This window comes from Arthrobacter sp. GmRoot5-12, assembly GCF_059739365.1.
This window is the reverse complement of record NZ_AP046056.1, coordinates 2,578,561-2,602,282: the sequence shown is the minus strand read 5'-3', so window position 1 is coordinate 2,602,282 and position 23,722 is coordinate 2,578,561. Positions and strand designations below refer to the sequence as shown.

Here is a 23,722-nt window from a genome sequence, read left to right as displayed (position 1 = left end):
GATGAAAACCTTGTGACCGCCGTCGACTGCTCCTAGCGTAGGAAGGGCAGGCAAAAGACAACGGGAAAGAGGAACGCCATGTCGCTGTACCAGCCGGAACCAGTCGAGATCTCCACCCGCATGCGTCCGGGCGAATGGACGGAAGAAACCCTGGCTGAGCTGGTCAGCACCTACCGCGCGCGGATCGCGGAAATGGGCGCGCCCGCAGCAGAGGTGGCCACTGACATCGAGCGGAATGACGACGGCTCGGTGAAGGTGGTGGTGTCGTGGACGAAGCCCGCCATCGCCGGCAACGAGGATTCGGTGCCCGGCGGCCAGCCGTTATGACCGCCGCCAGGCGTGGGTGCCGTCAAGCGGGGTGCTGTCAGGCGTTCGGCTGGAGCGCGAGCAGCCGGCCAATGGCACTTGAGCCCAGGTTTTCCAGCAGGTCGCGCGGTCCCTGGTAGACCTCCACCGCGCCGGCGTCACGCAGCTGGCCGGCCTGGATTCCACCGCAGGTCACGCCGATGGAAGGGATCCCCAGCGCCGCCGCCGCCTTCATGTCCCATACCGCGTCCCCGACGTAGACAACGTTTGCGGCATCGAGGCCGGTGGCCGCCAGGGCCGCCTCCAGGATGTCCGGCGCAGGCTTGCTTTCCTCCGCATCATTCGCGCTGGTGGCGGCATCAATGAAGGGGTCGGCGTCGAGGACGGACCGCATCACCTCGAGGTCGCGGTCCCTCGCCGAGGATGCCAGGGCCACAGCCAGCCCGCCCGCATGGCACCGGCCTAACAGTTCCTTGGCCCCGTCGAGGGCGCGGAGGGAGGGCCAGTGCGAGGCATACAGCGCGCCGTGGCTGGCCATGATGTCCTCATCCTCGCCGCGGTCGCGGCCGGACGGCAGGAGATTGTCCACCAGCCGGGCGCCGCCCATGCCAACGAGTTGGTGAATGGCCGCCATGGGCACGTCGTGGCCGTACTGGCGGAACGCCCCCCACCAGGCGACGGTGTGGATGTAGGACGAGTCGATCAGCGTCCCGTCAACGTCAAAGAGGACCCCCCGGCGCGGGCCGCCGGGGGGTGGAGTGGAACCCGGCATCAGCTCACCGCTGCCCGTCGTGCCTCCGGCGCTTTCTTCCGCCGGGCCGCCTCCTCCTTGGGGGAGTTGACGGGCCGCACGCGGTCGCGGATGACCGATCCGGCCCCGTCCAGGCTCTTGTCCCGGATCAGGCCGGTGCCGGCAATTTCCCGGGCCATCGCGACGCCCGCCACAGCAGCCCTCTTGGTGGGAAAGGTTACCGAGATGGCCATCAGGTTCCCGCTTCCGTCCATCATCCTGATCCGGTACCCGCCGTCGGGGGCATCAACGAGCTCAAAATATCCGGCCATAACTATCACTCCTCCATCAATCACGGCGCTGTGCTTGGGAGCACTCCATGAGGTATTAGTAAGTATACTTATCTATCCTGCGAAGGAGAAGTTCCAGCCCCGGTCCGCGCCGCCTCAGCGCGAATCCACCCCTTCAGGCGGAATGGGGCTGTCACTGCGCCGAACCGTATCCTGATGCAGCTCCAGGGCGCTAGTCACAAGGGCAAAATGGCTGAACGCCTGCGGCGTGTTGCCCAGCTGACGCTTGGCTTTCACCGCCCATTCCTCGCTTAGCAGCCCGACGTCGTTGCGCAGTTCCAGCAGCCGCTCAAAGAGTTCGCGGGATTCCTCATGGCGGCCCGCCCCCAAAAGCGCCTCCACCAGCCAGAACGAGCACGCCAGGAAGACGCCCTCGTCGCCCGGCAGGCCGTCGTCGCTCTGCTCCGGCCGGTACCGCAGCACAAACCCGTCCTGGGTCAGCTCCCGCTGGATTGCTTCGATGGTTCCCACCACCTTGGGATCATCGGGCGGCAGGAACCCCACCCTGGGAATCAACAGCAGGCTGGCGTCCAGCTCCGGACGGCCGTAGGACTGGACAAACGTATTGCGCTCCGCGTCGAAGCCGTTGGCCATGATGTCCTTGCGGATCTGGTCCCGCAGCAGCTCCCAGCGCTCCACGGGGCCCGGCAGGCCGGACTCGCGCACACCCTTCACCATCCGGTCCGCAGCCACCCACGCCATGACCTTGGAGTGGGTGAAATGCCGGCGCGGCCCACGCATCTCCCAGAGCCCGTTGTCCGGCTGGTCCCAGATGGTTTCAAGGTGCTCCATCAGCGCAATCTGCACGTCCCAGGCCTCGTCCGTATGCGTCAGCAGCGAGTTCCGGGTCAGCGCCAGGCAGTCAAGGACCTCACCCCATACATCCAGCTGAAACTGCTCAGCCGCCGCATTCCCGATCCGCACCGGTACCGAGTTCTCGTAACCCTTCAGCCACGGCAACTCCATTTCCGGCAGCCGCCGCTCGCCATGGATCCCGTACATGATCTGCAGGTCGGCGGGGTCGCCGGCCACGGCCCGGAGCAGCCAGTCCCGCCAGGCCGCGGCCTCCGCGGTGTAGCCGGCCGCCAGCAGCGCCTGCAGCGTCATGGCGGCGTCCCGCAGCCAGCAGTAGCGGTAGTCCCAGTTACGCTGGCCGCCCGGCTGCTCCGGCAGCGACGTTGTGACGGCCGCGACGATCCCGCCGGTAGGGCCATACGTCAGCGCCTTGAGCGTTATCAGGGAACGGACCACGGCCTCCCGGTACTTGCCCTTGACGGTGCATTGCGAGGACCAGCCCCGCCAGAATGCAAAGGTGCTGTCAAGGACTACTTCCGCGTCCACGGATACCGGGCGTCCCACATGGCTGGGCGCCCAGGTCAGCACGAAAGGTACCTTTTCGCCTGCATTCACGGTGAAGTCGCTGACAGTGTGCATGTTCTCGCCATGCAGGGGTGCCGGAGTGACCAGGTAGACGGCATCCGGACCGGCGATCGCGTGCAGCCCGCGCTTGTCCTTGCGCACCCACGGAATGATGTGCCCGTAGTCGAACCTCAGGACCAGTTCGCCGTGCATCCTGACGCTGCCGCTGATGCCTTCCACAATCCGGACGATGTCAGCGACGGAATCACGCGGCGGCATGAAATCGGTGATGCGCACGGTTCCGTCCGGCGTCTCCCACTCCGTATCCAGGATGAGGGTGCCCTCGCGGTAGCTCCGGCGGGTGCATTCACCCCCTCTTTCCGGAGCCAGCAGCCAGCGCCCCGAGTCCGGCGTGTCCAACAGTGAATTGAAGCAGGCAGGGGAATCGAACCTCGGGAGGCAGAGCCAGTCGATCGAGCCTTCCCTGCTGACCAGGGCTCCGGTTTGAAGGTCGCCAACAACCGCATAATCTTCGATTCGCGCCATGACATTACCCTGCCACACCCGGGCCCGAACGGAAGGGGAAGCCCGGTGTAGCCTGAGGCAAATGGGAATCCACATCGGCACCTCCGGCTGGAGCTACGACCACTGGGAGAACGTCCTGTACCCGCCCGGGCTGCCCGTGCGGGACCGGCTCCAGTGCTACGTCGCCGAATTCAGCACGGTGGAACTGAACGCCAGCTTCTACCGCTGGCCCAGGGATACCACCTTCGCCGGATGGAACAGGCGCCTGCCGCCCGGGTTCGCCATGTCCGTCAAAGCTCCCAGGGGACTCACGCACGCGCGGAAACTGTATTCACCGGAAGTCTGGGTGGAGCGGATTGCCCGCTGCTGGCACGAACTGGGGGACAAACGTGCCGTGCTCCTGGTCCAGCTGCCGCCCCAATTGGAGCGCGACGACGCCAGGATGGACTACTTCCTCGCTGCGGTTCCGCCGTGGATCAGGGTTGCCGTGGAGTTCAGGCACCCCAGCTGGGACTGCCCTGAGGTGTTTGCCCTGCTGGAGCGGCACCAGGCCGCCTACTGCATCATGAGCGGCGCCAACCTGCCCTGCATCCTGCGGACCACCGCCCCCTTCGCATATGTCCGGCTGCACGGACCCGACCACCAGCACCTCTACGGCGGCTCCTACTCGGACGCCGACCTCCACTGGTGGGCCGACCGGATCCGTGAGTGGGACGGCGCGGGCATCGATGTCTACGCGTACTTCAACAACGACGGCGGCGGGAACGCCGTGTGGAACGCCCGGACCCTCCGCGCGATCCTCGGCAACGGCTGATGCCCGCTGCCGCCCTGTGGCAGAGTGGTGGCATGGACTCGGCCCCGCAGAACCCCGACCAGGACACGGCACGCCCACCCCGGCGGAACACGAAGGGCCGCACCGCCCTGTCCGGAAGCCAGTTCTTCCGGCTGGCACACCGGTTGTCGGACGCGGTCAACGACGTCCGGATCCAGCTCGCCAAGCGGTGGAAGTTCGTGCCGCAGACCATCGCGTACCAGGGTTATGGCTCCACCACCCGGGTGCGCGTCCTGGGCAGGGTACTGCTGACACAGAAGCCGCCGCCCGGAAGCAAGGCCGAGCACGCGGCCAGGAACGGCAACCAGAACATCCGCGGCTGGCGGGCGTTCACGGGGGTGCCGTTGCAGTTTTCCGACGTCGAAATCACCATCGGTGATGTGGTCTCCCACGTCACGGCGGACCGGGGCGGGCTGATCGATACCGAGGTGGACGTGCAGCTGTCCCCCGGCTGGCACACTGCCGTGCTGCGGGCCGAGGGAACCGAGCCGGCGGAGGCACTGATCCAGGTGATCGCTCCGGGCGTGCAGTTCGGCATCGTCTCGGACATCGACGACACCGTCATGGTGACCGCCCTGCCCCGGCCCTTCCTGGCCCTGTGGAACACCTTCGTGCTCAGCGAACGGGCGCGCATGGCCACTCCGGGGATGGCCGTGCTGCTGGACCGGCTGACCATCGAGCACCCTGAAGCCCCGGTCATTTACCTGTCCACCGGCCCCTGGAACGCGGCCCCCACCCTGGCACGGTTCCTGACCCGCAACATGTACCCCAAGGGCGCGCTGCTGCTCACGGACTGGGGACTCACCCAGGACCGCTGGTTCCGCAGCGGCCAGGACCACAAGCACCGCAACCTGGAGCGGCTGGCCCAGGAATTCCCGGACATGCGGTGGCTCCTGATCGGCGACAACGGACAGCATGACGAGGCCATCTACTCCGCCTTTGCCGCCGAAAATCCGGACAAGGTTGCAGCAATCGCCATCCGGCAGCTGTCCGTCAGCGAATCCGTGTTCGCCGGCGGCCACTCCGAGGACGGCGACCACACCACCTCCCGCGTGCCGTGGATCTACTCGCCCGACGGCGCCGGCATCGCCAAGCAGCTGGCCATGCTGGACCTGCTCCGGGGCTGAACGGCTCCCGGCTGCGCAGCCTTACTGCGCGTTGGCACCCAGGGGTGCGCCGTCGTCGGGCAATTCACTGTCCAACAGCTCCGGAACCGCTGCCTGCGCGATGGCCGCCCCGGCCGCGGCAGCCAGGTCGCGTTCCTCGATGAGCTCCTGGAACCAGAAGTAGGACGCCTTGGGTGTGCGGTCGAGCGTTTCGAAGTCCACGTGCAGGAGGCCGAACGGCTGGTTGTAGCCGGCGGACCACTCGAAGTTGTCCAGGAAGGACCACACGTAGTAGCCGCGCAGGTCCACGGATTCGGCCACCCCACCGGGCGCCGTGGCCCGGAGCGCGGTTTCAAGGTGGTCTGAAATGTACTTCAGCCGCCGCTCGTCCGGGATGAACCTGGTGTTGGTGGACTTGTCCCGGACAATGATGTCCTCGAAGCTGGCTCCGCCCTCGGTGATGATCACGGGCGGCAGGTTGGGGTACCGCTCGGCCATCTCCTTCAGGGCCACGGCCATGTACTCCGGCTTGACCGGCCAGCCGTATGCGGTGACGTCCGCTTCCGGCCACGTCTCCACGTGGAAGGGCGTAGCGCCGTTTCCGGCCGCGCTGAGGTCGCTGCCCATGGCCTCGGCCATGCTGGCCGGCACGGCGCCGTTGCCCGGCCCAACGGCCACCTTGGTGGGCATGTAGTAGTTGAGCCCGTAGAAATCGAGGGGCTGGGAAATGATCTCCATGTCCTCTTCGGGATGTTCGAAGGAGCTGAAGAACTTGGCCGCGCGGATGAGGTCCGGGTACTTGCCCGTCAGGACAGGGTCCGCGTAGAGCCGGTTCTGCCCCAGGTCCATAAGTCCCGCGCTGATCTTGTCCAGCGGGTTGATGGAGTTGGGCACCATGGGTGAGTAGACGTTGGTCATGCCGATTTCGCCGGGCACCCGCGCCGCGCGAAGGGCCTGGACGGCGAGCCCGTGGCCCAGCAGCTGGTGGTGGACCGTGGGGAAGGCACCCAGGGCCAGCTCCTTGCCTGGGGAGTGCAGCCCCAGCGAGTAGCCGTTGGCGCTCACCGTTGCCGGCTCGTTGATGGTGACCCACCGGGCCACCCTGTCACCGAAGGCATCCGCCACGAGCGCCGCGTACTCCCCCAGCCGGTAGGCGGTGTCCCGGTTCATCCAGCCGCCGGCCTCATCCAGTTCCAGGGGCGTATCCCAATGGTAGATGGTGGCCATGGGCGAGATTCCGTTGGCCAGGAGCTCGTCCAGGAGCCGGTCATAGAACGCCATGCCTGCGCGGTTGGCCGGGCCGGTGCCGCCCGGCTGGATGCGCGGCCAGGAGAAGGAGAACCGGTAGGAGTCAACGCCGAGCTGCTTCAGGAGGGCCACGTCCTGCGGCATCCGGTGGTAGTGGTCCGTGGCCACCACCGGGCTGTGGTCCTCAACGATGGCACCGGGCCGGGCAGCGAACCTGTCCCAGCCCGCCGGTCCCCGCCCATCCTCGTCCAGCGCCCCTTCGATCTGGAATGCTGCGGTTGCGACGCCAAGCGTGAACCCCGGGGGGATGAGCGCTGCGAGGTCCTTGGCGGTGATGTGCATTGGGGTCCAGCCTTTGGTCACGGTAGTTAGGGTACGTCCCAGAATGTCACAGCGGAGGTCGGCTGACGAGCAGCAACTCCGCTCCCTGCGCCGGCAACTACTGGGTGCCGAACAGGAACTCCTTGGCGTGCGCCACTGCCTTGCGGAAGGCATCATTCCGGAGCGTCACCAGGTGTTCCGTGTCGTCGTCGGACGGCTCCAGGTAGCCGGTGTACCCGGGCCGCAGGACCCAGATGTCCCCGCCCGGCGGGAGGTAGAACACGCCGAAGGAACGCTGCTGCCTCTCATCGGCGGTCCATACCGGAACCACCGCCAGCGCAGCACCCGTGGTGGGGTTGATCCACTGTGCCCGCGGCAGAGGCTGTTCGTGCGCCTCCGGGTCCAGGAAGGGCGCGGTTCCCTCGCCCCACCGCTGCTCAAAGCGTTCGAAGAATGCAGGAATGAGGTGTGAATCGTAGCGCCGCCAGTCGCCCATGCAGTTTTCCGCCTCCTTGGATCAATGGCCCAGGGCCTGGATCAGGACCAGGGCCCGCTTTCCCACCGCACCGGGGTGACGCGGATGGGAGGTCCGGACTGCCCGCCACGGCTGCGGACTCTCCGGACCGGAATGATGGTGGGCGCAGCTGCCGCCAGCTTCCTGTCGTAGTCGGCGCGGCGCCCGGGGTCACGCAGCACGTTAAACGCCTGCATGATCCGGAGAAGTTCCTCCCCCTGTGCAGTGTTGCCCTTCTCCGCCGTCGTATCCCCCATGGTCTCCATGCCTTCGTAAGCCCGCCCGCCGTCCATATCCGGATGGTGGGTGCGCATGAGGGCGCGGTAGGCATGCGAGATTTCCTGGCGGCCGGCGTCCCGGCCTACGCCCAGGATGGCGTAGTAGTCGGGGAGATCAGTCATCCTGCCTCCTGTTTCGCCGGCGCCCCGCCCGGAGGGTCAGGGGCGCCGGCACGAAAGCATGGTCCTAGCTGCCGATCTGGTGCTTCTCGCCCTGCTGGGTCTGGATCTCGATCTTGCGCGGCTTGGCCTGCTCGGCAACCGGAATCCGCAGGGTCAGGACACCCTGGTCATAGCTGGCCTTGATGTGCTCGGTGTCCAGGGTGTCACCCAGGATCAACTGGCGGCTGAACACGCCCCGGGGACGCTCAGAGGCCACGAGCTCCACGTTGGGCTGCGTGGGGTCCTTGCGCTCCGCCCGGACGGTCAGGACGTTCCGCTCAACGTTCAGGTCCAGGGAATCCACGTTCACACCGGGAAGGTCGAACGCCACCACGAATTCCCCGTCTTCCTGCCACGCGTCCATGGGCATGGCTGCCGGGCGGGCGGAGGTTCCAAAGACCTGCTGCGTGAGCCGGTCCAGCTCACGGAACGGGTCCGTACGCATCAACATCATTTCCCACTCCTTTAGCTTCCAGGTGCTGGATCTGCAGCTACCCACCACCTCCTTTAATCTATGGTGGTGGATATAGATTTTTTATAGCACTCGTGCAAAACTGAAGCAAGGTACCAGCGGAAGCGATTTTTGGGAGAAAGAATGGCGGATCCTGAAGCAGGTCGGGCTGGCCGCTCCCCCGGTTCACGCGCCCTGTACGCCATCTCGGTGGCGGCGGAGCTCACGGGAACCGGACAGCAGAACATCAGGCTGTACGAAACCAAGGGACTGTTGACGCCCTCGCGGACGGCGGGCGGCACGCGCCAGTACAGCGACGACGATATTGCCGTACTGCTGCGGATCGGCGAACTCCTGCAGGAGGGGTTGAACCTGGCGGGCGTTGCGAAGGTACTGGAGCTGGAGGCAGCCATCGTGAAGCTGCACCGGGCACTCAAGCGGGCAAAATCGCGGCCGCAATAAGTGGGCCAGGAAGCGGCCCAGGAAGCGGGATCCGGTTCCTGGACTGCTCCCGGTAAGTTCCTACTCTCCGGTGGATTCGGCCCTTGACAGCTCTCCGGTGATCGGTTCCCCCGGAATCCTGGCCGTCCGCCACGTGTCAAGCGCGATGACCCCGGAGAGGATGAGCAGCGAGAGCGCGAACGACGCCAACGCATCCGTGGGCCAGTGGTAGCCAAGGTACAACCGGCTGGCGATAGCGAGGATGATGCCGATCCCGGCCCCGATGAAGCCGAACACCGCGGCACGCGGGTTCCGGCGCCGGGAGAAAATCAGGTAGGCGCCCACCAGCAGGAAGTCGCAGGCCCCCAGGACGTGCCCGGACGGGAACGAGAAGGTCTGGTCCGCGCCGAACAGCATCTGGTCCACGGGAGGGCGGGAGCGCTGGACGATGTGGAGGATGATCTGCGAGATGACCACTCCGGTCAGCATCGCGGAGGCGAGCAGGATGGGGCGCCAGGCGTGCTTGGCTGCGAATCCCCAGACAAGGATCACCACCAGCACGATGATGGGCAGAGCGATGGGGCCGAAAATCACCGCCAGGAAGATCATGATGGCAGTGACGGCCGCTGAACGGGTGGTCAGCAGCCAGTCATGCACGGGAGTGTCGGCAACGGAAAGGCCGTCGGCCTGCACCACGCTGACCAGGGTGGCAATGAAGAGTGCCAGCCCCACGACGGCCAGGATGATCGACGCGCGGTACAGGCCCCGCCGGTCGGCAGGGTCCACGTAGCGTTCCTCCACCACGAACTTCTCGTGGAAGGCGTGCCACCTTCCCGCTTTCCGTTCAGAGACTGCGGAACCTGCTGATTTCTGTGCCAATGTGCTGCCCGTCCCTACGCCGCGGAAGATGCGTGCCGTGATGAATGCCTAGGGTGAAGATTATCCCGGCCACGGCCCATTCACTCCATCAGGCGGCTAGAAAGAGCCGGTGGTGAACTGCCAGCTCCGGCTGGCGAGGGGGTTGCCGGCCACGTCCCGGATGCCGCTGGTCCCGCCCGTGAGGGTCACGGTGTACCGCGTCTTGGCGGCGAGGGTCTCCTGGGGGTCAAGGATCCACTGGTTGGTGGTGCTGTTGCGGTAGGCCGTTGCTGCCACCACGGCGCCGGTGGCCGGGTTCTTCAGGGTGAACGTGGTGGTGTTAACGCCCTGGACCGCCTCGCTGAAGGTGGCGCTGATGCTGCTGCTCCTGCGGACCAGGAGGGCGTTGCTGCCCGGCGAGTAGCTGGTGACGGTGGGCGCGGGGCCAGTGGTGAACGTCCAGCTGGTGGACGCCAGCGGGGTACCTGCGGCATCGCGGATGGCCGAGGCTCCTCCTGTCAGGATTGCGGTGTAGCTGGCATCGGGGGCAAGGCTTGCTGCCGGGTCAAGGGTGGCGGCCAGGGTGGTGGCGTTGTACGTGACGGTGGCCGCGATGCTGTTGCCGGCTGCATTCCTGAGCACGAACGTCCCGGCGCTCACGCCCTGAACAGCGGTGCTGAAGGTGGCCGTGACGTTCGTTCCAGCTGCCACGGCGGTGGCCTTGGCGGCCGGTGAAACAGACGTGACAGCGGGTGCAGGGGCAGGCGCAGGTGCAGGTGCCGTTGCCCCGGTGTACAGCAGGCGGTTCGGGGTTCCCGCGGAGGCGCCGGCGATGACGCCGGACGTGGAATTGGCTACCAGTGCCGCTGCTACGTCGGCCGGTGCCAGGGCAGGGTTCTGCGACAGCAGGACGGCGGCTGCTCCGGCGGTGTGCGGCGCGGCCATGGAGGTTCCGGACATGGATGCGGTGGCGGTGGTGGAGGTGTAGTAGTCGGAGGTGATGCCGACGCCGGGCGCATACAGGTCCACGCAGGACCCGAAGTTGGAGAACGAGGCCTGCTTGTCGGCGGAGTCGCTGGCTGCCACCGTGACAGCCCCGGGGACGCGGGCGGGCGAAGCGGTGCAGGCATCCACGGCGGAGTTTCCTGCGGCAACCACTGTGGTGACGCCGTCGTCAAGAACTGCCTGGATGGCGGCGTCCACGGTGCTGCTGGCCGCTCCGCCCAGGCTGAGGTTTGCCACGGCGGGGGTTCCGGCCGCATGGTTGGCGGCGATCCAGTCCAGGCCGGCCACCACGTCCGAGTTGTAGCCGGACCCGCTGCAGTCGAGCACCCTCACGGGCACCAGCGTGGCGCTCTTGGCGACGCCATACGTGGCTCCGGCCACGGTTCCGGCCACGTGGGTGCCGTGGCCGTTGCAGTCGGTGGTGCCGTTGCCGTCCGCCACCGCTGTCCAGCCTGCCGCAACCCGGCCACCGAAGTCGGTGTGCGATGCCAGGATGCCGGTGTCCACCACGTAGGCGGTCACCCCGGCGCCCGCCGCGGTCCACGAGTACGAACCGGAGAGCGGAAGGGTCCGCTGGTCTGCGCGGTCCAGGCCCCAGGGGGCGGGCTGCTCGGTCCCGGAAACCTTGACGGGGGCGTCGGGCTCCACGGACAGCACCTTCCCGGACCTGGCAAGGGCTGCCGCCTGCGCGGGGTTGGCCGTGACGACGGCGCCGCGGACTGCATGCTCGAAGGTACGGCCGACGGCGAGGCCCTGGCCGCGCAGCCCGGACACCTCGGCTGCGAGGTCGGCAGTGGCGGCGTACTGCACGATGTAACGGCCGGTTGCGGCGGCGGGGGCAGGAGCAGCAGCCGCCGGCAGGGACACGGTGGAAAGGCCGACGGCGGAGAGCAGCGCCGTGAGGGCCGGCAGCACGAAGAATCGGGTACGAATTTTGGGGTCCTTGTGGTGGCGGGGCAAGGGGGGATACCAAAAGGATAGGAGCCGGAAGCACACGGCTTCCGGCTCCTTGGATGATCCTTCGCGAACCCTCGGCGATTCCTGCGGACCGGTGGTTATCGCTGGCTTTCCACCGTGTTGGAGCCGGCCGCCACGTGGTTACGCCAACTGTGCTCGGGTTCGAAACCGAGCAGGCGCCGCGCCTTGTCGATGGACAGCATCGTTTCGTGCTCTCCCAGGTCCTTGGTGACCTTGACGCCGGGAAAGACCTCTTCCGCCAGGCTGGCGCTTGACCGGCTCATCACCGTGTCAGCGTTGGCGATGATGAAGGCTTCGAACCCTGGTTTGGCGTTCTCCAGCGCACGTACTACGGCCTGCGCGCCGTCCCTGCCGTCGATATAACCCCACAGGTTCCACTTCCGCAGCGTCGCGTCGGCGTCGAAGGAGGGGAATTTAGCGTAGTCGGCCTCGTCCATGACGTTGGAGAACCGCAGGCCGGTGATGCTCAGTTCGGGGTCCCACCGCGTCATCTCCACAGCCATCTGCTCCTCCAGCGTCTTCACCAGCGAGTAGGTGCTTTCCGGCCGCGGCGGGTACTCCTCATCCACCGGGATGTAGGGCGGGTCGATGTCGAACGGCAGCCCCAGGACCGTCTCGCTGGAGGCGTACACCACCTTCTTGATGCCGGCGCGCCGCGCCGCCTGGAAGACGTTGTAGGTGGACAGCATGTTGTTTTCGAAGGTGGCTGCGTCCGGAAGGATGCCCGGGGCGGGAATGGCACCCAGGTGCACCACGGCGTCGAACCCGTCATGCCGGTCATCAACGCCCAGCAGCGCGTCCACCACCTGGCCGTAGTTGCGCAGGTCAACCACCAGCAGTTCCGGGCTGCGGGCACCCGCACGGTCCAGGGTGAGGACCTGGTGGCCGTCGCCTGTCAGCCGGCGCACCACGTGCCGCCCCAGTTTTCCGCTTCCGCCTGTAACGGCAATTCTCATCACTGTTTCCTTTTGCTCGAGTGCGTTCACCGTGCGGTGTTTTCGGTCAGGACGGGGGTTGCGGGGCTGCAAGGAACTTTTCGACGGCGGCGATTGCCAGTGCAGTTATCCCGCCCGGGTCCCCGCTGCCGTTGACGGACACAAGAATGCCCCGGCCCGCGTACACCGAGACTACTTCATGCGTCTGGCGGTGGTAGAGGTCCAGCCGGCGCCTGAAGACGTCGATGGTGTCATCCGTGCGCCCCTGCTCCAGGGCGCGGCGGTGCATCCGCTGCTCCAGTTCCTCGTCGGGCGCCTGCAGTTCGATCACGGCGTCCAGCGCATGCCCCTGTGCCTCAAGCATGCGGTCGAGTTCCAGTACCTGTTGAGCTGTCCGCGGATAGCCGTCCAGCAGGAACCCGTGCATCGCGTCGCTTTCGAGGAGACGGTTCTTGACCAGCGCGTTGGTGAGGTGGTCCGGTACGAAATGGCCGTCATCCAGGTACCGGGCGGCCTGGTTCCCCAGGTCGGTCTGTTGGCTGACGTTGCTCCGGAAAATATCCCCGGTGGAAACGGCAGGGACCCGGAAGTGCCGCGCGAGGTGTTCGGCCTGGGTTCCCTTGCCGGACCCTGGTGGTCCAATGATGAGCAGCCTGGTCATGTTCCTGTCCCTCCGCCGCTGAGCAGCCCTTGGTCCCGCGGCCAGCCCGCAGCAGCACCGGCGCCTGCTTCATTGTGCCGGTATGCCCGGCCCCGCGCCAGCCTTTGCCCGCTCCGGGGCAGCCATATATGACGCTTTGGGCGGCACGGGGATGTATATACTTCTGGTTATCGGTTTAGCAGCAGGCCGTTGGAAAGTTCGTCGATCCAGCGACCATCACCGGCTCCCCGCCCAGTTGCGGGGTGTTGGCGTGTTGCCGGCTCGTTTTGACCTGAGCGAATGGCACCAGAAAATCGTGGCCAGCGAGTCAACAGCAAAAACCGATACATCCATCACTGAGCACCTGCATGAACTTGTCCTCAACAGCTCCGACGTTGAGGACTTCCTTAATGAACTGGCACAGGTCTCCGCACGCAATCTCTCCGAGCCCGGCGACGAAATGCTGTGCGCCATCACCCTCCTCCGGCAACGCAAGGCCGCCACGGTCGCCAGCAGCAGCCCGGATGCAAAGTCCATCGGACGGCTTGAACACAGGTACAGCGACACCCCGGGCCTCACGGCTTCCACGGCCCAGGAGATCGTGCACGCTCCGGACCTCACCGCGGATGGCCGCTGGCCTGAGTACGCCGCCGCCGCGACTGCCGAGGGGATCCGCTCCGTGGCGGCAGTTCCGTTCCGGCTTGAGGGGGAAACCAAGGCATCGCTGCTGCTGTACTCCCGCCGCCCGCACCGGTTCGAGGGCCGCGTGCTGAAGTTTGCCGAGGATTTCGTCAGCCAGACCTCGCTGGCGCTCCGCCTTGCGGTGCGGTTCGCGCACTACAGCGAAACGGCCGCGAACCTTCGGGCCACCCTTGAGTCCCGCACGGTCATTGACATGGCTGTCGGCATCATCATGGCCCAGAACCGGTGCAGCCAGCAGGAAGCCTTCGACATCCTGAAGACCGCTTCCAGCACCCGGAACACCAAGCTGCATGATGTGGCCGCGGCGGTCGTCAACGCCCTGGGCCAGGGCCCGGCGCGCACGCATTACGACGGATAGCGGCCATCTTTTGCGTCGGTCATGCCGGCAGCGTTCCCGCAGGTAGACTGGTGCCAACTTTTCGCCGGGGGGCTTGATGGAACAGCAGCGTGTTTGCCTTGTCGTGGAGGATGACGACGATATCCGCGGACTGATCGAAGTGGTCCTGTCGCGCGCGGGCTTTGAGGTCAGGATGGTGGGCACGGGGGCCGAGGCCATTGCCGCCGCGGCTGATCCCGCCATCGCCCTGGTGACCCTGGACGTTGGGCTGCCGGATATGGACGGGTACGTGGTGGCCCGCGCCATCCGCGCCCTTACCAGCGCGCCCCTGCTGTTCCTCACGGCCCGTTCCGAGCAGGACGACGTGCTGGCCGGCATGGCATCGGGGGCCGCGGGGTACCTCACCAAGCCTTTCCGTCCGCAGGAGCTCAGGGAGCTCGCCGTACAACTGGTGACACCGCCGCCGGTTTCCCAGGAGCCGCACATAACGGGCAAACCCGCCTGCTAAGTTCGCCTCCTGGAAATGAGGCATGACACCTCAGCGGACCGCGGTGGTGAGCAAACGGCGACGGCGGCATACCGTCGTCGCCGTTTGTCCGCTTGACCCCTACTGCGAAAGGAAGGCCAGCAGCGCTTCGTTGACCTCCGCGGCGTGCGTCCAGAGCAGGCCGTGCGGTGCACCCTCGATCTCCACGTACTCGGCACTCGGCAGGGCCTTGGCGAACAGCCGGCCGGTGGAATCGATGGGCAGGATGTTGTCAGCGGTGCCGTGCAGGATCAGCGCCGGAACATCGATCTTGGGGATGTCCTGGCGGAAATCCGTAAGCCAGGTGGGCTGCGCTGCAGCAGAAGCATGCGCTCCGGCGCCGGCAGCCAGGTTCCAGCTGGCGTTGACGGCTTCCTGGCTGAGCCGCGGGGTGCCCAGGAAGGTGTCGGAGTTGTAGAAGTTCTTGAAGAATTCGGTGAAGAAGGCGTAGCGGTCGGCGGTGACCGCTTCCTTGAGGCCGTCGAACACGTCCTGCGGGACGCCGTCGGGGTTGTCATCGGTCTTGAGCAGGAAGGGCTCCAGGGACCCGAGGAACGCCGCGCGGGCCACGCGGGCCGAGCCGTACGTACCGAGGTAGCGGCCCACCTCTCCCGTGCCCATGGAGAAGCCCACCAGCACCACGTTGTTCAGGTCCAGGGTGTTGAGCAGGGTGTTGAGGTCCGCTGCGAAGGTGTCGTAGTCGTAGCCCTCGGTGGGCTTGCTGGATTTTCCGAAGCCTCGGCGGTCATAGGTGATGACACGGTACCCGGCATCCAGGAGGGCGGCGGTCTGCTTTTCCCAGGATGATCCGTCCAGCGGGTAGCCATGGATCAGCACGACGGGCTGGCCGGAGCCGTGGTCCTCGTAGTAGAGCTCGATGTCAGTGCTGTTCTCGGTACCTACGGTAATGAAAGCCATGGAGGCAAGTTCCTTTCGAGACTGATCTGATCGGAGCAGCCCGGCGGAGCGCCGGGCCCTGCACCTCCTACTCTAGGGGGCGGCCCCCGCTCCAGCAGCCTCGATTCGTCGCGCCGTTCGCTGCCCGCGGCGGCCTGGATCCGCTGCTGTGAAATAGTGTGACACTATATGCGCATGAATGCAGATAGTAATGCTTGCCCACTGAAGGCGGACAGCCAGTACGTGGAATTGGCCGTGGAGGTCTTTGCCATGCTGGCGGACGCCACCAGGGTGCGGATCATTTTGGCCCTCCGTGACGGCGAGATGGCGGTGGGTGCCCTGGCGGACGTGGTGGGCAAGTCCCCCGCCGCCGTGTCCCAGCACCTGGCCAAGATGCGGCTGGCAAGAATGGTTTCCACGCGGCAGGACGGGACCCGGGTGCTCTACCGGCTGGAAAATGAACACGCGCGGCAGTTGGTGGCGGACGCCATCTTCCAGGCCGAGCATGCACTCGGCGGCGAACCTGCCCACCACCGCGCTCCCCACAAGCAGGTCCCCCACGACCAGAGCTTCGTCCACACCGGACAGGGGAACGCGTCGTGACCGGCCCGCACCGCGGGTCAACGCACGCCCACGGCCACCCGCACGGGACGGACCACGGCGACCACGGACACGACCACGACCACGACCACGGGCATCATCACCACACCGGCTTCAAGGGCTGGCTGATGGAGCTCTTCGTTCCGCACACGCATGACGCCGCTGATTCGATTGACGATGCCATGGAGGCCAGCACCGAGGGCATCAGGGCGCTGAAGATCAGCATGTTCGTCCTGCTGGCCACGACGGCGCTGCAGTTCCTGGTGGTCCTGTTCAGCAGTTCGGTGGCCCTGCTCGCGGACACCATCCACAACTTCTCGGACGCCCTGACCGCGGTGCCCCTGTGGGTGGCCTTCATCCTGGGACGCAGGGCCGCCACCCGCCGCTACACGTATGGCTACGGCAGGGCTGAGGATTTGGCCGGACTGTTCATCGTGGCCGTGGTGGCCCTCTCCGCAGTGGTGGCCGGCTGGCAGTCCGTGGACCGGCTGATCCATCCCCAGCCGCTGCAAAACCTCGGCTGGGTCATCGCCGCCGGCCTGATCGGCTTCGCCGGGAATGAGGCCGTGGCAATCTACCGCATCCGGGTTGGCCGGAGGATCGGTTCCGCGGCGCTCGTGGCGGACGGTGTGCATGCCAGGACGGATGGCTTCACTTCGCTCGCGGTGGTCATCGGAGCGGTGGGGGTCATGCTGGGTTTCCCGCTGGCTGATCCGATCGTCGGGCTGATCATCTCCGCTGCCATCATGGTCCTGCTGTGGGGAACGGTCCGCAGCATTGGGCGCCGGCTCATGGATGGCATCGAGCCGGACCTGGTGTCGCGTGCCGAAGCCGCGCTGGCGGCGACGCCGGGCGTCCTGGCAGTCCGGCACCTGCAGCTGCGGTGGTCCGGGCACCGGTTGCAGGGCTCGGCACGGATTGACCTGGCGGACATGGCATTGTCCCGGGCGGAAGCGGTCCTTGAAAGCGCCGAACACCGACTGCGTCATGCACTGCCCAAGCTGGACCACGTGCTCCTGGTTCCAGGCACCCGGCACTAAAGGCCGCCAACGCAGAAGTGACCCGGCCGGGCAGCGCCGGCCGGGTCACTTCCCGGGTTTTGCTTTGAGGCTTCTAGGCCCGCGCAGCCTTGACGGGCAGGGCCAGCTTGAAGACCTTGGCCCAGGACGAACCCACCTGCTTCAGCAGCGGGCCGGTGGTGTACTTCAGGCCATAGCGCTGGCAGATCTCGCGGACCTTGGGCGCCACCTCGGCGTACCGGTTGGAGGGCAGGTCGGGGAAAAGGTGGTGCTCGATCTGGTGCGAGAGGTTGCCGGTCATGAGGTGCATGAACTTGGAGCCCGAGATGTTCGCCGAGCCGATCATCTGCCGCACGTACCAGTCACCGCGGGTTTCGCCGTCAACCATCTCTTCGGTGAAGGTGTCGGTTCCTTCCGGGAAGTGGCCGCAGAAGATAACCGCGTGGGCCCACACATTGCGGACGGCGTTGGCAGTGATCGTGCCGAACAGCGCCTGCTTGCCGGATCCGGTCAGCATGGCGACGGCAGGAGTGGCCGCGTAGTCCTTGGTGAACTGGGTAACGACTTTCTTGCCCAGCGCCTTGAGGTCCTTGAGCAGGGCTTCCTTGGACTTGGTGCCTTCCTTGTACTCGGTCAGCTCGAGGTCGTAGATGGCGATGCCCCACTCGAAAACCGGCGCCAGGATGGCATTGAACAGCGGGTTGGCCAGGTTGATGGGCTTCCACGGCTGGTTCTCGTCCATGCGCAGAAGGTTGTATCCGACGTCGTTGTCCTTGCCCACCACATTGGTCCAGCGGTGGTGCAGGTCATTGTGGGTGTGCTGCCAGGACCGCGAGGGCGTGACGAAGTCCCATTCCCAGGTGGTGGAGTGGATGTCCGGGTCCCGCATCCAGTCCCACTGGCCGTGCAGGATGTTGTGGCCCAGCTCCATGTTTTCCAGGATCTTGGCCAGGCTCAGCAGGGTGGTGCCGGTAACCCAGGCGGCTTTGTTCTTGCTGACCAGGAGGGCGGCGCGGCCGGAAATCTCCAGGCCGCGCTGGATCTTGATCATCCGGCGGATGTAGGCAGCATCCTCGGCCCCGCGCTTGGCCAGGACCTCGTCCCGGATGGCGTCCAGTTCGCGGCCGAGTTCAGCTACCTGCTCGTCGCTGAGGTGCGCGGCGGCCGGCGGGCGGACGGTGGGGCTGCCGGATTCGGCGAGTTTGCCCGGGCGCGTCCGTGAGGTGCCGGCGCTGGCTCCTCCGGCGGCCGTGGTCTTTGTGGGTGAGATGACAGTCATACGGTACTGCTCCTCAGAGTTCGAGGTTGACGGGCCCGGCGGCTGCCGAGACACACGTTTGGATAAGTTGGCCTGGTTCGCCATGGATTTCCCCGGTCCGCAGGTCGCGGACCTGGCCGGCCAGGAGCGGTGTGAGGCAGCTGTGGCAGATGCCCATCCGGCAGCCGCTGGGCATCAGCACCCCGGCGTCCTCGCCGATGTCCAGGATGGGGGTGTCGCCGTCGGCCTCCACCTCCCGGTCCGAGGCTTCGAAGGTGACCAAGCCGCCGTCGTGCCCTACACCGGCGTTGAAGGTGGTGTTGAAGCGCTCGATCATGAGGTTGCCGGCGTCTCCGGCAACGGCGACGTCGGTCCCCGGCGACCGGGTGGTCAGCGCAGCGCGCTTCCAGAGGGCCTCGGCGTCGTCCAGGAAGCTGTCCGGACCGCAGGCGTAGGCAGCCCGGTCCTTCCAGTCGGGGCAGATTTCGTCCAGCTCCTTGGTGCTGGAGAAGTCCATCCGCCCCTGTTCACCGGTGTACCAGTGGGCCAGGCGGAAGTTGGGGAACTGGTCCGCGAGTTCGGCCAGCTCTTCACGGAACAGGCTGTCGCCCGGAGTGCGTGCGGAGTGGACCAGCACGACGTCGGCATCCGGACGCCGCGGCACAAGGGTACGGATCATGGACATCACCGGGGTGATGCCACTGCCCGCCGTAACCATCAGCAGGGGCCGGGGGTGCTCCGGAAGCACGAAGTCGCCCTGCGGCGGAGCCAGGAACAGGACATCGCCGGGCTTGGTGGTGCGCACCAGCGTGCCGGACACGGCGCCGACGTCCGTGACGGTGATGGCAGGATCCTTGCCTGCCGGAGCGCTGAGCGAATAGGAGCGCCAGTGCCGGACGCCGTCCAGTTCGACGCCGATGCGGGCCCACTGACCGGCAAGGTGCGCCTTCCAGCCGCGGCCGGGGCGGAAGAAGATGGTGGCCGACTGGGCCGTCTCCTGGACCACGCGGGTGACCACGCCGCGCAGTTGCCTGGCTGAGTAGACAGGGTTGAAAAGTGCCAGAATGTCTTCCGGCGCCAAAGGGGTGGTAAGCACTGAGGCCGCCTGGGCCAGCTGACGTAGCCGGATCATACGGTTAAGCCTAGAGCGGTGCGAGCCATATATCTCTCTCTCCGTCATATGACCGTTCCGCAGTCACACACTAGTTAAGGGCGCGAAGCCCCCACGCCGCACTATAAGAGTAACGGTTCGGTCTCACAAATTGTTCCCGCACCTGGTTTCCGCACCTTATTGGCGGCTCCAGCCCAGGGCCGGGGCGACGTGCCCGGCGATGTTTCCCAGCAGCTTGGCGTTGAAGTCCACGCCCAATTGGTTGGGAACGGTCAGCAGCAGGGTGTCCGCTGCCTGCACTGCCGCATCGGCTGCGAGTTGTTCCGCCAGGAGGTCCGGCGCGCCCACGTAGCTCTTGCCGAACCTGGCAGTCAGTCCGTCGATAACGCCCACCTGGTCGCGGCCGTCACGAAGGGCGCTGCCGGCGAAGTAGTAGTTGTCCTCCTCATCCACGATGGGAAGGACGCTGCGGCTGACCGAAACACGCGGGGCATGGGTATGTCCTGCTGCCGCCCACGCGTCCCTGAACAGCTGGATCTGTTCGGCCTGGAGTTCATGGAAGGGGACACCGGTGTCCTCGGTGAGCAGTGTGGAGCTCATCAGGTTCATGCCCAGTTCCGCGGCCCAGACGGCGGTCTTCCTGCTGCCGGCGCCCCACCAGATCCGTTCCGCGAGGCCCGGGGACTGGGGCTGGACGGGGAGGAGGCCGGTGGCGCCGCCGGCGTACCTGGGGTCCGCCTCAGCCATGCCGGCACCCGTGATGGCCTTGCGGAAGACGGCGGTGTGGCGCCGGGCCATGTCGGCGTCGGTCTCCCCCGGCTGCGGCCGGTAGCCGAATGCCGACGCGCCTTCCCGGGCCGGCTCGGGTGACCCGCGGCTGATGCCCAACTGCAGCCTGCCACCGCTGATCAGGTCTGCCGCTGCAGCCTCCTCCGCCATGTACAGGGGATTTTCGTAGCGCATGTCGATGACGCCGGTGCCAATTTCGATCCGGCTGGTGCGGGCTGCGATGGCTGACAGGAGCGGGAAAGGTGATGCCTGCTGCCTGGCGAAGTGGTGGACCCGGAAGAATGCCCCGTCCACGCCGAGTTCTTCAGCGGCAACCGCCAGTTCGATCCCCTGGAGCAGGGCGTCCGCCGCCGTCCTGGTGCGCGAGCCCTGGCCGGGGCCCCAGTGGCCGAATGAAAGGAATCCTATGCGCTGCATACCTTGCCCAACTGTCCGGATACCGGTGGCATTCCCGGCTGGAAAGATGGCTCCGTGGGCATACCGGAGGAAACCGTCAGTATTTTCAAGGCCATTGTGTTGTTCGTGCTGGCCGCGGCAGCGGAGATCGGCGGCGCCTGGCTGGTGTGGCAGTCCGTCCGCGAAGGCAGGGACTGGTGGTGGGCCGGACTTGGCGTGGCCGCGCTCGGCGCCTACGGCTTCGTGGCCACCCTGCAGCCGGACGCGCACTTCGGCCGGATCCTGGCGGCCTATGGCGGGGTGTTTGTGGCAGGTTCCCTGGCATGGGGCATGGTCTTTGACGGCTTCCGCCCCGACAGGTGGGATATCACAGGCTCCCTGGTTTGCCTGCTGGGTGTTGCCGTGATCATGTTTGCCCCGCGGAGCGGCGGCTAAACTGGCCCGGTGACCAACAGTGAGCAGCCGCCCGGCCCGCCCCCGCGCGGAAAAATGGCCGAACGGCTGCTCCCCGGCGGCGAGGAACCGGACCCCCGCTTCACGCTTGCCAACGAGCGCACCTTCCTCGCCTGGATCCGCACGTCGCTGGCGCTGCTGGCAGGCGGCATTGCCGTTGAGGCGTTCACGTCCGGACTTTTTGTTGAGCCTGTCCGTAAAGGCCTTGCGGTCATCCTGTTGCTGCTGGGCATGATGCTCAGCGGTGGTGCCGCGGTGCGGTGGCTTCGGGTGGAGCGGAGCATGCGCACCAGGGCCCCGCTGCCCCTGCCGTTTTTTGTGCCCCTGTTGGCCGGGGCAGGTGCGTTGGCTGCCGCCGTCGTCCTGGTCTTTATCCTCTGGCGCTGAGCCTGTGGCAGCCCATGCTCCCAGCCCCCACGGCGATCCCGGCCTCCAGCCCGAGCGGACCGCCCTGGCATGGGGCCGCACCATGCTGGCGCTGGTGACGGCGAGCGCCTTCTTCCTGCGCTGGCTACCCGTCTACGGGTTACCCATCCTGATGCTGCCGGCGATTTCCGGCGGCGCCGCCCTTGCCATCTACCTCACGCAGCGCCGCCGGTACCGGGCCAGGTCCCATGGCCTGGCAGGCGAAAGCATCGAAGCGGACCTGCCTGCCGTGCTCTGGACCGCTCTCGCCGGAGTGGTCCTTGGCGGACTTGGCATTGTTGTGGTCCTGATCAGTCCGTAGAACACAGCCAGTTCCTAGAACACAGCCGGTTCCTAGAACATCGGCAGGACGAAGCCGGCCAGGAGCGCTACCGAGCCGATCGCCGTCAGGCAGCGGCCCAGGACCGAGGCTGTCCTGCCGGCTTCCTCCGGCGCGGTGGTCTGCCACTGCGTTGGGCGCTTGGGGTGGTAGTAGATGGGGAGGGTGTCTCCCGCCGCCATGTCCCTGATGTCGTAGGGAGACATGGGGGCGTTGTGGACCTGGTGCTTCCGGTCGAACCAGCGGAACCCCACGCCGGTGGAATCGGAGTACACCACGGCCTCGGCCACGTCCCAGGGGTGCACGAAGCGGCGGAGGAAGCCGGTGTAGAAAAGCAGTCCCAGCCCGGCGGGCAGGCACAACCAGGTGAGCACTTCCAGGATGGGACCTGCCATATCGAGCGCAGTGGGCATGAAGTTGATGGTACCGCGCGGGGACTGGTGGCTTCAGCACCTGATCCGTACGCTGAAGGTGACCGGTCCGGAGTTAGGGGAAGCCATGAATGATCAGGACATTTTGACGCACATCCAGGCCCTGGTGGAGGAGGAGCACTCGCTGCGCGAGGGATCGGGCAGCGGGCAGGCCCCGGACCCGGCGCGGTTGAAGTACGTGGAAGAAAGCCTGGACCAGTGCTGGGACCTGCTGCGCCAGCGCCGGGCCAAGAAGGATTCCGGGGAGAACCCGAACGACGCCGAGGCCCGCCCCATCAGCGAGGTTGAGGGCTACCGGCAGTAATGCGTATTGCCGTAGCGCAGATCATCAGCGGTGCAGACACCGCCGCCAACCTTGAACTGATGTGGGACTACGCCGCGCAGGCCAGTAATGCGGACGCGCAGTTGGTTGTCTTTCCCGAAGCGACGATGCGCGCGTTCGGGCACTCCCTCAGGGACATTGCCGAGCCCCTCGACGGCCCGTGGGCCAGCGAGGTCCGCAGGATGGCCCGGGAGCTGGAGATCACGATTGTGGCCGGCATGTTCACGCCGGGGAAGGACGGCCGCGTCCGCAACACGCTGCTGGTCACCGGACCCGGTGTGGATGCTTCCTACGACAAGATCCACCTCTTCGATGCCTTTGGGTTCACGGAGTCCAGGACAGTGGACCCAGGGGAAGGGCCGGTTACGTTCGAACTGGACGGGACCGTCTTCGGCCTTGCCACCTGCTACGACGTGCGCTTTCCCGGCCTGTTCACGGCAAACGCGAACGCGGGGGCGCAGGTGAACATCGTGTGCGCTTCCTGGGGCGCCGGGGAGGGCAAGGCCGAGCAGTGGGACCTGCTGATTCGCGCACGGGCGCTGGACAGCACCGCGTTCGTGATTGCCTGCGGCCAAGGGGATCCCGAAACTGTCGGCGCTGGTCCCGCCGGAACAGCACCCACGGGAATCGGCCACAGCGCGGTTGTGACCCCACTCGGCAAACCGCTGGTGACCCTTGGCGGAAAACCCGAACTCGCCGTCGTCGATATTGACCCCGCCACGGTGGCCGACGTACGGGCCAACCTGCCGGTCCTGGCCAACGCGCGCAGGTTCTGACCCTGTGAGCTGCCGTTCATAGCTCTGAAACAGAAGGCCAAGCAGGGTACGACGGCGTTTCTCACCTTAGGTGCGCTGCGTCGCCTGTGCCGGCGGGGAAGTTTTGGGAAGGTGCCAGCGTGGGTGGCTCCGGCCAGAGACGCCGTTTACATTCCCGAAACATACCGGATACGTGAACTTCACGCGGGAGCGATTTGTGTAACGTGCCTGCAACTTTAAGCGGCATTGACTGAAACACGCGACGCCAAAAATGGATCCCGGGGGAAATGCTTGGGGCCAAAACGGGCCCCGGACCAAGATCACGTTGCGAAGGGACCCGCC

At 66.3% G+C, this 23,722-nt stretch carries 29 protein-coding genes; 13 read left to right on the top strand and 16 right to left on the bottom strand.

All coding sequences use genetic code 11. The features are described from left to right. Window positions 1-78: 78 nt before the first annotated feature. Window positions 79-327: a hypothetical protein gene (locus AC6JAM_RS11925; RefSeq protein ID WP_223992666.1), complete on the top strand. Its 249-nt coding sequence runs from the start codon at window positions 79-81 to the stop codon at window positions 325-327. A gap of 37 nt (window positions 328-364) precedes the next feature. On the opposite strand, the gene AC6JAM_RS11920 is transcribed toward AC6JAM_RS11925, so the two are convergent. The 3 genes from AC6JAM_RS11920 to AC6JAM_RS11910 form a co-directional block, all read right to left on the bottom strand. Beyond that, complete coding sequence (locus AC6JAM_RS11920; RefSeq protein ID WP_223992667.1) at window positions 365-1,078, bottom strand: HAD family hydrolase; 714 nt, start codon at window positions 1,076-1,078, stop codon at window positions 365-367. Beyond that, window positions 1,078-1,368: a hypothetical protein gene (locus AC6JAM_RS11915; RefSeq protein ID WP_018770571.1), complete on the bottom strand. Its 291-nt coding sequence runs from the start codon at window positions 1,366-1,368 to the stop codon at window positions 1,078-1,080. Before AC6JAM_RS11915 ends, AC6JAM_RS11920 begins: the two co-directional genes overlap by 1 nt. A 114-nt stretch (window positions 1,369-1,482) precedes the next feature. Continuing rightward, the gene (locus tag AC6JAM_RS11910; protein ID WP_261377376.1) at window positions 1,483-3,309 is read right to left on the bottom strand and encodes a glycoside hydrolase family 15 protein; all 1,827 of its coding nucleotides are present in this window, start codon (window positions 3,307-3,309) and stop codon (window positions 1,483-1,485) included. A 43-nt stretch (window positions 3,310-3,352) separates the two neighbouring features. Between AC6JAM_RS11910 and AC6JAM_RS11905 the strand changes: the two genes are divergently transcribed. Both AC6JAM_RS11905 and AC6JAM_RS11900 read left to right on the top strand, forming a co-directional pair. Beyond that, a complete protein-coding gene (locus AC6JAM_RS11905) occupies window positions 3,353-4,084 on the top strand; it encodes a DUF72 domain-containing protein (protein WP_223992668.1) in 732 nt (243 codons plus the stop codon). Window positions 4,085-4,116: 32 nt separating this feature from the next. Further along, the gene (locus AC6JAM_RS11900; RefSeq protein ID WP_223992669.1) at window positions 4,117-5,229 is read left to right on the top strand and encodes an App1 family protein phosphatidate phosphatase; all 1,113 of its coding nucleotides are present in this window, start codon (window positions 4,117-4,119) and stop codon (window positions 5,227-5,229) included. A 21-nt stretch (window positions 5,230-5,250) separates the two neighbouring features. On the opposite strand, the gene AC6JAM_RS11895 is transcribed toward AC6JAM_RS11900, so the two are convergent. The 4 genes from AC6JAM_RS11895 to AC6JAM_RS11880 all read right to left on the bottom strand — a co-directional run bounded on the left by AC6JAM_RS11895 (window position 5,251) and on the right by AC6JAM_RS11880 (window position 8,182). Beyond that, window positions 5,251-6,798, bottom strand: a complete 1,548-nt coding sequence (locus AC6JAM_RS11895) for a glycoside hydrolase family 1 protein (protein WP_056391432.1) — start codon at window positions 6,796-6,798, stop codon at window positions 5,251-5,253. 97 nt (window positions 6,799-6,895) lie between these two features. Next, window positions 6,896-7,273 carry a hypothetical protein gene (locus AC6JAM_RS11890; RefSeq protein WP_018770576.1) on the bottom strand — a complete coding sequence of 126 codons (378 nt, stop codon included), beginning with the start codon at window positions 7,271-7,273 and terminating at the stop codon, window positions 6,896-6,898. 41 nt (window positions 7,274-7,314) lie between these two features. After that, the gene (locus AC6JAM_RS11885; RefSeq protein WP_497934726.1) at window positions 7,315-7,692 is read right to left on the bottom strand and encodes a J domain-containing protein; all 378 of its coding nucleotides are present in this window, start codon (window positions 7,690-7,692) and stop codon (window positions 7,315-7,317) included. 64 nt (window positions 7,693-7,756) lie between these two features. Continuing rightward, window positions 7,757-8,182, bottom strand: coding sequence for an Hsp20/alpha crystallin family protein (locus AC6JAM_RS11880; protein ID WP_026265970.1), 426 nt, complete (start codon window positions 8,180-8,182; stop codon window positions 7,757-7,759). 144 nt (window positions 8,183-8,326) lie between these two features. Between AC6JAM_RS11880 and AC6JAM_RS11875 the strand changes: the two genes are divergently transcribed. Then, entirely contained in the window at window positions 8,327-8,644 is a 318-nt protein-coding gene (locus AC6JAM_RS11875; protein WP_018770579.1) for a MerR family transcriptional regulator, read from the top strand. 60 nt (window positions 8,645-8,704) lie between these two features. On the opposite strand, the gene AC6JAM_RS11870 is transcribed toward AC6JAM_RS11875, so the two are convergent. From AC6JAM_RS11870 to AC6JAM_RS11855, 4 genes are all read right to left on the bottom strand, one after another. Then, window positions 8,705-9,502, bottom strand: a complete 798-nt coding sequence (locus AC6JAM_RS11870) for a phosphatase PAP2 family protein (RefSeq protein WP_134165452.1) — start codon at window positions 9,500-9,502, stop codon at window positions 8,705-8,707. A 96-nt stretch (window positions 9,503-9,598) separates the two neighbouring features. After that, window positions 9,599-11,446, bottom strand: coding sequence for a S8 family serine peptidase (locus AC6JAM_RS11865; RefSeq protein ID WP_497934725.1), 1,848 nt, complete (start codon window positions 11,444-11,446; stop codon window positions 9,599-9,601). Window positions 11,447-11,541: 95 nt separating this feature from the next. Continuing rightward, window positions 11,542-12,420 carry an NAD-dependent epimerase/dehydratase family protein gene (locus AC6JAM_RS11860; RefSeq protein ID WP_018770582.1) on the bottom strand — a complete coding sequence of 293 codons (879 nt, stop codon included), beginning with the start codon at window positions 12,418-12,420 and terminating at the stop codon, window positions 11,542-11,544. A 46-nt stretch (window positions 12,421-12,466) separates the two neighbouring features. Continuing rightward, a complete protein-coding gene (locus AC6JAM_RS11855; protein WP_056391456.1) occupies window positions 12,467-13,060 on the bottom strand; it encodes an adenylate kinase in 594 nt (197 codons plus the stop codon). Between the two features lie 295 nt (window positions 13,061-13,355). Here AC6JAM_RS11855 and AC6JAM_RS11850 point away from each other — a divergent pair, with 295 nt between their 5' ends. Together AC6JAM_RS11850 and AC6JAM_RS11845 are read left to right on the top strand one after the other, a co-directional pair. Then, window positions 13,356-14,099: a GAF and ANTAR domain-containing protein gene (locus AC6JAM_RS11850; RefSeq protein ID WP_018770584.1), complete on the top strand. Its 744-nt coding sequence runs from the start codon at window positions 13,356-13,358 to the stop codon at window positions 14,097-14,099. 76 nt (window positions 14,100-14,175) lie between these two features. Beyond that, window positions 14,176-14,586: a response regulator transcription factor gene (locus tag AC6JAM_RS11845; protein ID WP_134165453.1), complete on the top strand. Its 411-nt coding sequence runs from the start codon at window positions 14,176-14,178 to the stop codon at window positions 14,584-14,586. 99 nt (window positions 14,587-14,685) lie between these two features. On the opposite strand, the gene AC6JAM_RS11840 is transcribed toward AC6JAM_RS11845, so the two are convergent. Beyond that, complete coding sequence (locus AC6JAM_RS11840) at window positions 14,686-15,522, bottom strand: alpha/beta fold hydrolase (protein ID WP_497934724.1); 837 nt, start codon at window positions 15,520-15,522, stop codon at window positions 14,686-14,688. A 174-nt stretch (window positions 15,523-15,696) separates the two neighbouring features. Here AC6JAM_RS11840 and AC6JAM_RS11835 point away from each other — a divergent pair, with 174 nt between their 5' ends. Both AC6JAM_RS11835 and AC6JAM_RS11830 read left to right on the top strand, forming a co-directional pair. After that, window positions 15,697-16,104 carry an ArsR/SmtB family transcription factor gene (locus tag AC6JAM_RS11835; protein WP_497934723.1) on the top strand — a complete coding sequence of 136 codons (408 nt, stop codon included), beginning with the start codon at window positions 15,697-15,699 and terminating at the stop codon, window positions 16,102-16,104. Between the two features lie 125 nt (window positions 16,105-16,229). Beyond that, window positions 16,230-17,141: a cation diffusion facilitator family transporter gene (locus AC6JAM_RS11830; protein ID WP_497935954.1), complete on the top strand. Its 912-nt coding sequence runs from the start codon at window positions 16,230-16,232 to the stop codon at window positions 17,139-17,141. A 73-nt stretch (window positions 17,142-17,214) separates the two neighbouring features. Here the strand turns inward: AC6JAM_RS11830 and AC6JAM_RS11825 are convergent, their stop codons facing one another. From AC6JAM_RS11825 to AC6JAM_RS11815, 3 genes are all read right to left on the bottom strand, one after another. Beyond that, complete coding sequence (locus AC6JAM_RS11825; protein ID WP_497934722.1) at window positions 17,215-18,399, bottom strand: fatty acid desaturase family protein; 1,185 nt, start codon at window positions 18,397-18,399, stop codon at window positions 17,215-17,217. Window positions 18,400-18,412: 13 nt separating this feature from the next. Then, on the bottom strand, window positions 18,413-19,510 hold the full coding sequence (locus tag AC6JAM_RS11820; protein WP_018770591.1) for a ferredoxin reductase: 1,098 nt from the start codon (window positions 19,508-19,510) through the stop codon (window positions 18,413-18,415). A 156-nt stretch (window positions 19,511-19,666) separates the two neighbouring features. After that, on the bottom strand, window positions 19,667-20,695 hold the full coding sequence (locus tag AC6JAM_RS11815) for an LLM class flavin-dependent oxidoreductase (RefSeq protein WP_056391473.1): 1,029 nt from the start codon (window positions 20,693-20,695) through the stop codon (window positions 19,667-19,669). Between the two features lie 54 nt (window positions 20,696-20,749). Between AC6JAM_RS11815 and AC6JAM_RS11810 the strand changes: the two genes are divergently transcribed. Genes AC6JAM_RS11810 through AC6JAM_RS11800 form a run of 3 tightly spaced genes read left to right on the top strand, consistent with a single transcriptional unit; the run spans window position 20,750 to window position 21,854 of the window. Further along, window positions 20,750-21,109 carry a YnfA family protein gene (locus tag AC6JAM_RS11810; RefSeq protein WP_056392051.1) on the top strand — a complete coding sequence of 120 codons (360 nt, stop codon included), beginning with the start codon at window positions 20,750-20,752 and terminating at the stop codon, window positions 21,107-21,109. A 9-nt stretch (window positions 21,110-21,118) separates the two neighbouring features. Continuing rightward, the gene (locus AC6JAM_RS11805; protein WP_495634838.1) at window positions 21,119-21,514 is read left to right on the top strand and encodes a YidH family protein; all 396 of its coding nucleotides are present in this window, start codon (window positions 21,119-21,121) and stop codon (window positions 21,512-21,514) included. A gap of 4 nt (window positions 21,515-21,518) precedes the next feature. Next, on the top strand, window positions 21,519-21,854 hold the full coding sequence (locus tag AC6JAM_RS11800; protein ID WP_144600246.1) for a DUF202 domain-containing protein: 336 nt from the start codon (window positions 21,519-21,521) through the stop codon (window positions 21,852-21,854). A 32-nt stretch (window positions 21,855-21,886) separates the two neighbouring features. On the opposite strand, the gene AC6JAM_RS11795 is transcribed toward AC6JAM_RS11800, so the two are convergent. Beyond that, entirely contained in the window at window positions 21,887-22,285 is a 399-nt protein-coding gene (locus tag AC6JAM_RS11795; RefSeq protein ID WP_018770596.1) for a hypothetical protein, read from the bottom strand. 85 nt (window positions 22,286-22,370) lie between these two features. On the opposite strand from AC6JAM_RS11795, the gene AC6JAM_RS11790 reads away from it, so the two are divergent. Both AC6JAM_RS11790 and AC6JAM_RS11785 read left to right on the top strand, forming a co-directional pair. Next, window positions 22,371-22,607: a DUF2630 family protein gene (locus AC6JAM_RS11790; protein WP_026265973.1), complete on the top strand. Its 237-nt coding sequence runs from the start codon at window positions 22,371-22,373 to the stop codon at window positions 22,605-22,607. After that, window positions 22,607-23,401 (top strand): carbon-nitrogen hydrolase family protein, encoded by a 795-nt coding sequence (locus tag AC6JAM_RS11785; protein WP_497934721.1) that lies wholly within the window; start codon window positions 22,607-22,609, stop codon window positions 23,399-23,401. The genes AC6JAM_RS11790 and AC6JAM_RS11785 overlap by 1 nt, the downstream gene beginning before the upstream one ends. Window positions 23,402-23,722 lie beyond the last annotated feature (321 nt).

Excerpts from the sequence above, each read along its gene's own strand:
- AC6JAM_RS11925 (WP_223992666.1), top strand. The coding sequence starts at position 79 with ATGTCGCTGTACCAGCCGGAACCAGTCGAGATCTCCACCCGCATGCGT.
- AC6JAM_RS11920 (WP_223992667.1), bottom strand. The coding sequence starts at position 1,078 with ATGCCGGGTTCCACTCCACCCCCCGGCGGCCCGCGCCGGGGGGTCCTC.
- AC6JAM_RS11915 (WP_018770571.1), bottom strand. The coding sequence starts at position 1,368 with ATGGCCGGATATTTTGAGCTCGTTGATGCCCCCGACGGCGGGTACCGG.
- AC6JAM_RS11905 (WP_223992668.1), top strand. The coding sequence starts at position 3,353 with ATGGGAATCCACATCGGCACCTCCGGCTGGAGCTACGACCACTGGGAG.
- AC6JAM_RS11900 (WP_223992669.1), top strand. The coding sequence starts at position 4,117 with ATGGACTCGGCCCCGCAGAACCCCGACCAGGACACGGCACGCCCACCC.
- AC6JAM_RS11895 (WP_056391432.1), bottom strand. The coding sequence starts at position 6,798 with ATGCACATCACCGCCAAGGACCTCGCAGCGCTCATCCCCCCGGGGTTC.
- AC6JAM_RS11890 (WP_018770576.1), bottom strand. The coding sequence starts at position 7,273 with ATGGGCGACTGGCGGCGCTACGATTCACACCTCATTCCTGCATTCTTC.
- AC6JAM_RS11885 (WP_497934726.1), bottom strand. The coding sequence starts at position 7,692 with ATGACTGATCTCCCCGACTACTACGCCATCCTGGGCGTAGGCCGGGAC.
- AC6JAM_RS11880 (WP_026265970.1), bottom strand. The coding sequence starts at position 8,182 with ATGTTGATGCGTACGGACCCGTTCCGTGAGCTGGACCGGCTCACGCAG.
- AC6JAM_RS11875 (WP_018770579.1), top strand. The coding sequence starts at position 8,327 with ATGGCGGATCCTGAAGCAGGTCGGGCTGGCCGCTCCCCCGGTTCACGC.
- AC6JAM_RS11860 (WP_018770582.1), bottom strand. The coding sequence starts at position 12,420 with ATGAGAATTGCCGTTACAGGCGGAAGCGGAAAACTGGGGCGGCACGTG.
- AC6JAM_RS11855 (WP_056391456.1), bottom strand. The coding sequence starts at position 13,060 with ATGACCAGGCTGCTCATCATTGGACCACCAGGGTCCGGCAAGGGAACC.
- AC6JAM_RS11845 (WP_134165453.1), top strand. The coding sequence starts at position 14,176 with ATGGAACAGCAGCGTGTTTGCCTTGTCGTGGAGGATGACGACGATATC.
- AC6JAM_RS11840 (WP_497934724.1), bottom strand. The coding sequence starts at position 15,522 with ATGGCTTTCATTACCGTAGGTACCGAGAACAGCACTGACATCGAGCTC.
- AC6JAM_RS11835 (WP_497934723.1), top strand. The coding sequence starts at position 15,697 with ATGAATGCAGATAGTAATGCTTGCCCACTGAAGGCGGACAGCCAGTAC.
- AC6JAM_RS11830 (WP_497935954.1), top strand. The coding sequence starts at position 16,230 with ATGGAGCTCTTCGTTCCGCACACGCATGACGCCGCTGATTCGATTGAC.
- AC6JAM_RS11825 (WP_497934722.1), bottom strand. The coding sequence starts at position 18,399 with ATGACTGTCATCTCACCCACAAAGACCACGGCCGCCGGAGGAGCCAGC.
- AC6JAM_RS11820 (WP_018770591.1), bottom strand. The coding sequence starts at position 19,510 with ATGATCCGGCTACGTCAGCTGGCCCAGGCGGCCTCAGTGCTTACCACC.
- AC6JAM_RS11815 (WP_056391473.1), bottom strand. The coding sequence starts at position 20,695 with ATGCAGCGCATAGGATTCCTTTCATTCGGCCACTGGGGCCCCGGCCAG.
- AC6JAM_RS11795 (WP_018770596.1), bottom strand. The coding sequence starts at position 22,285 with ATGCCCACTGCGCTCGATATGGCAGGTCCCATCCTGGAAGTGCTCACC.
- AC6JAM_RS11790 (WP_026265973.1), top strand. The coding sequence starts at position 22,371 with ATGAATGATCAGGACATTTTGACGCACATCCAGGCCCTGGTGGAGGAG.
- AC6JAM_RS11785 (WP_497934721.1), top strand. The coding sequence starts at position 22,607 with ATGCGTATTGCCGTAGCGCAGATCATCAGCGGTGCAGACACCGCCGCC.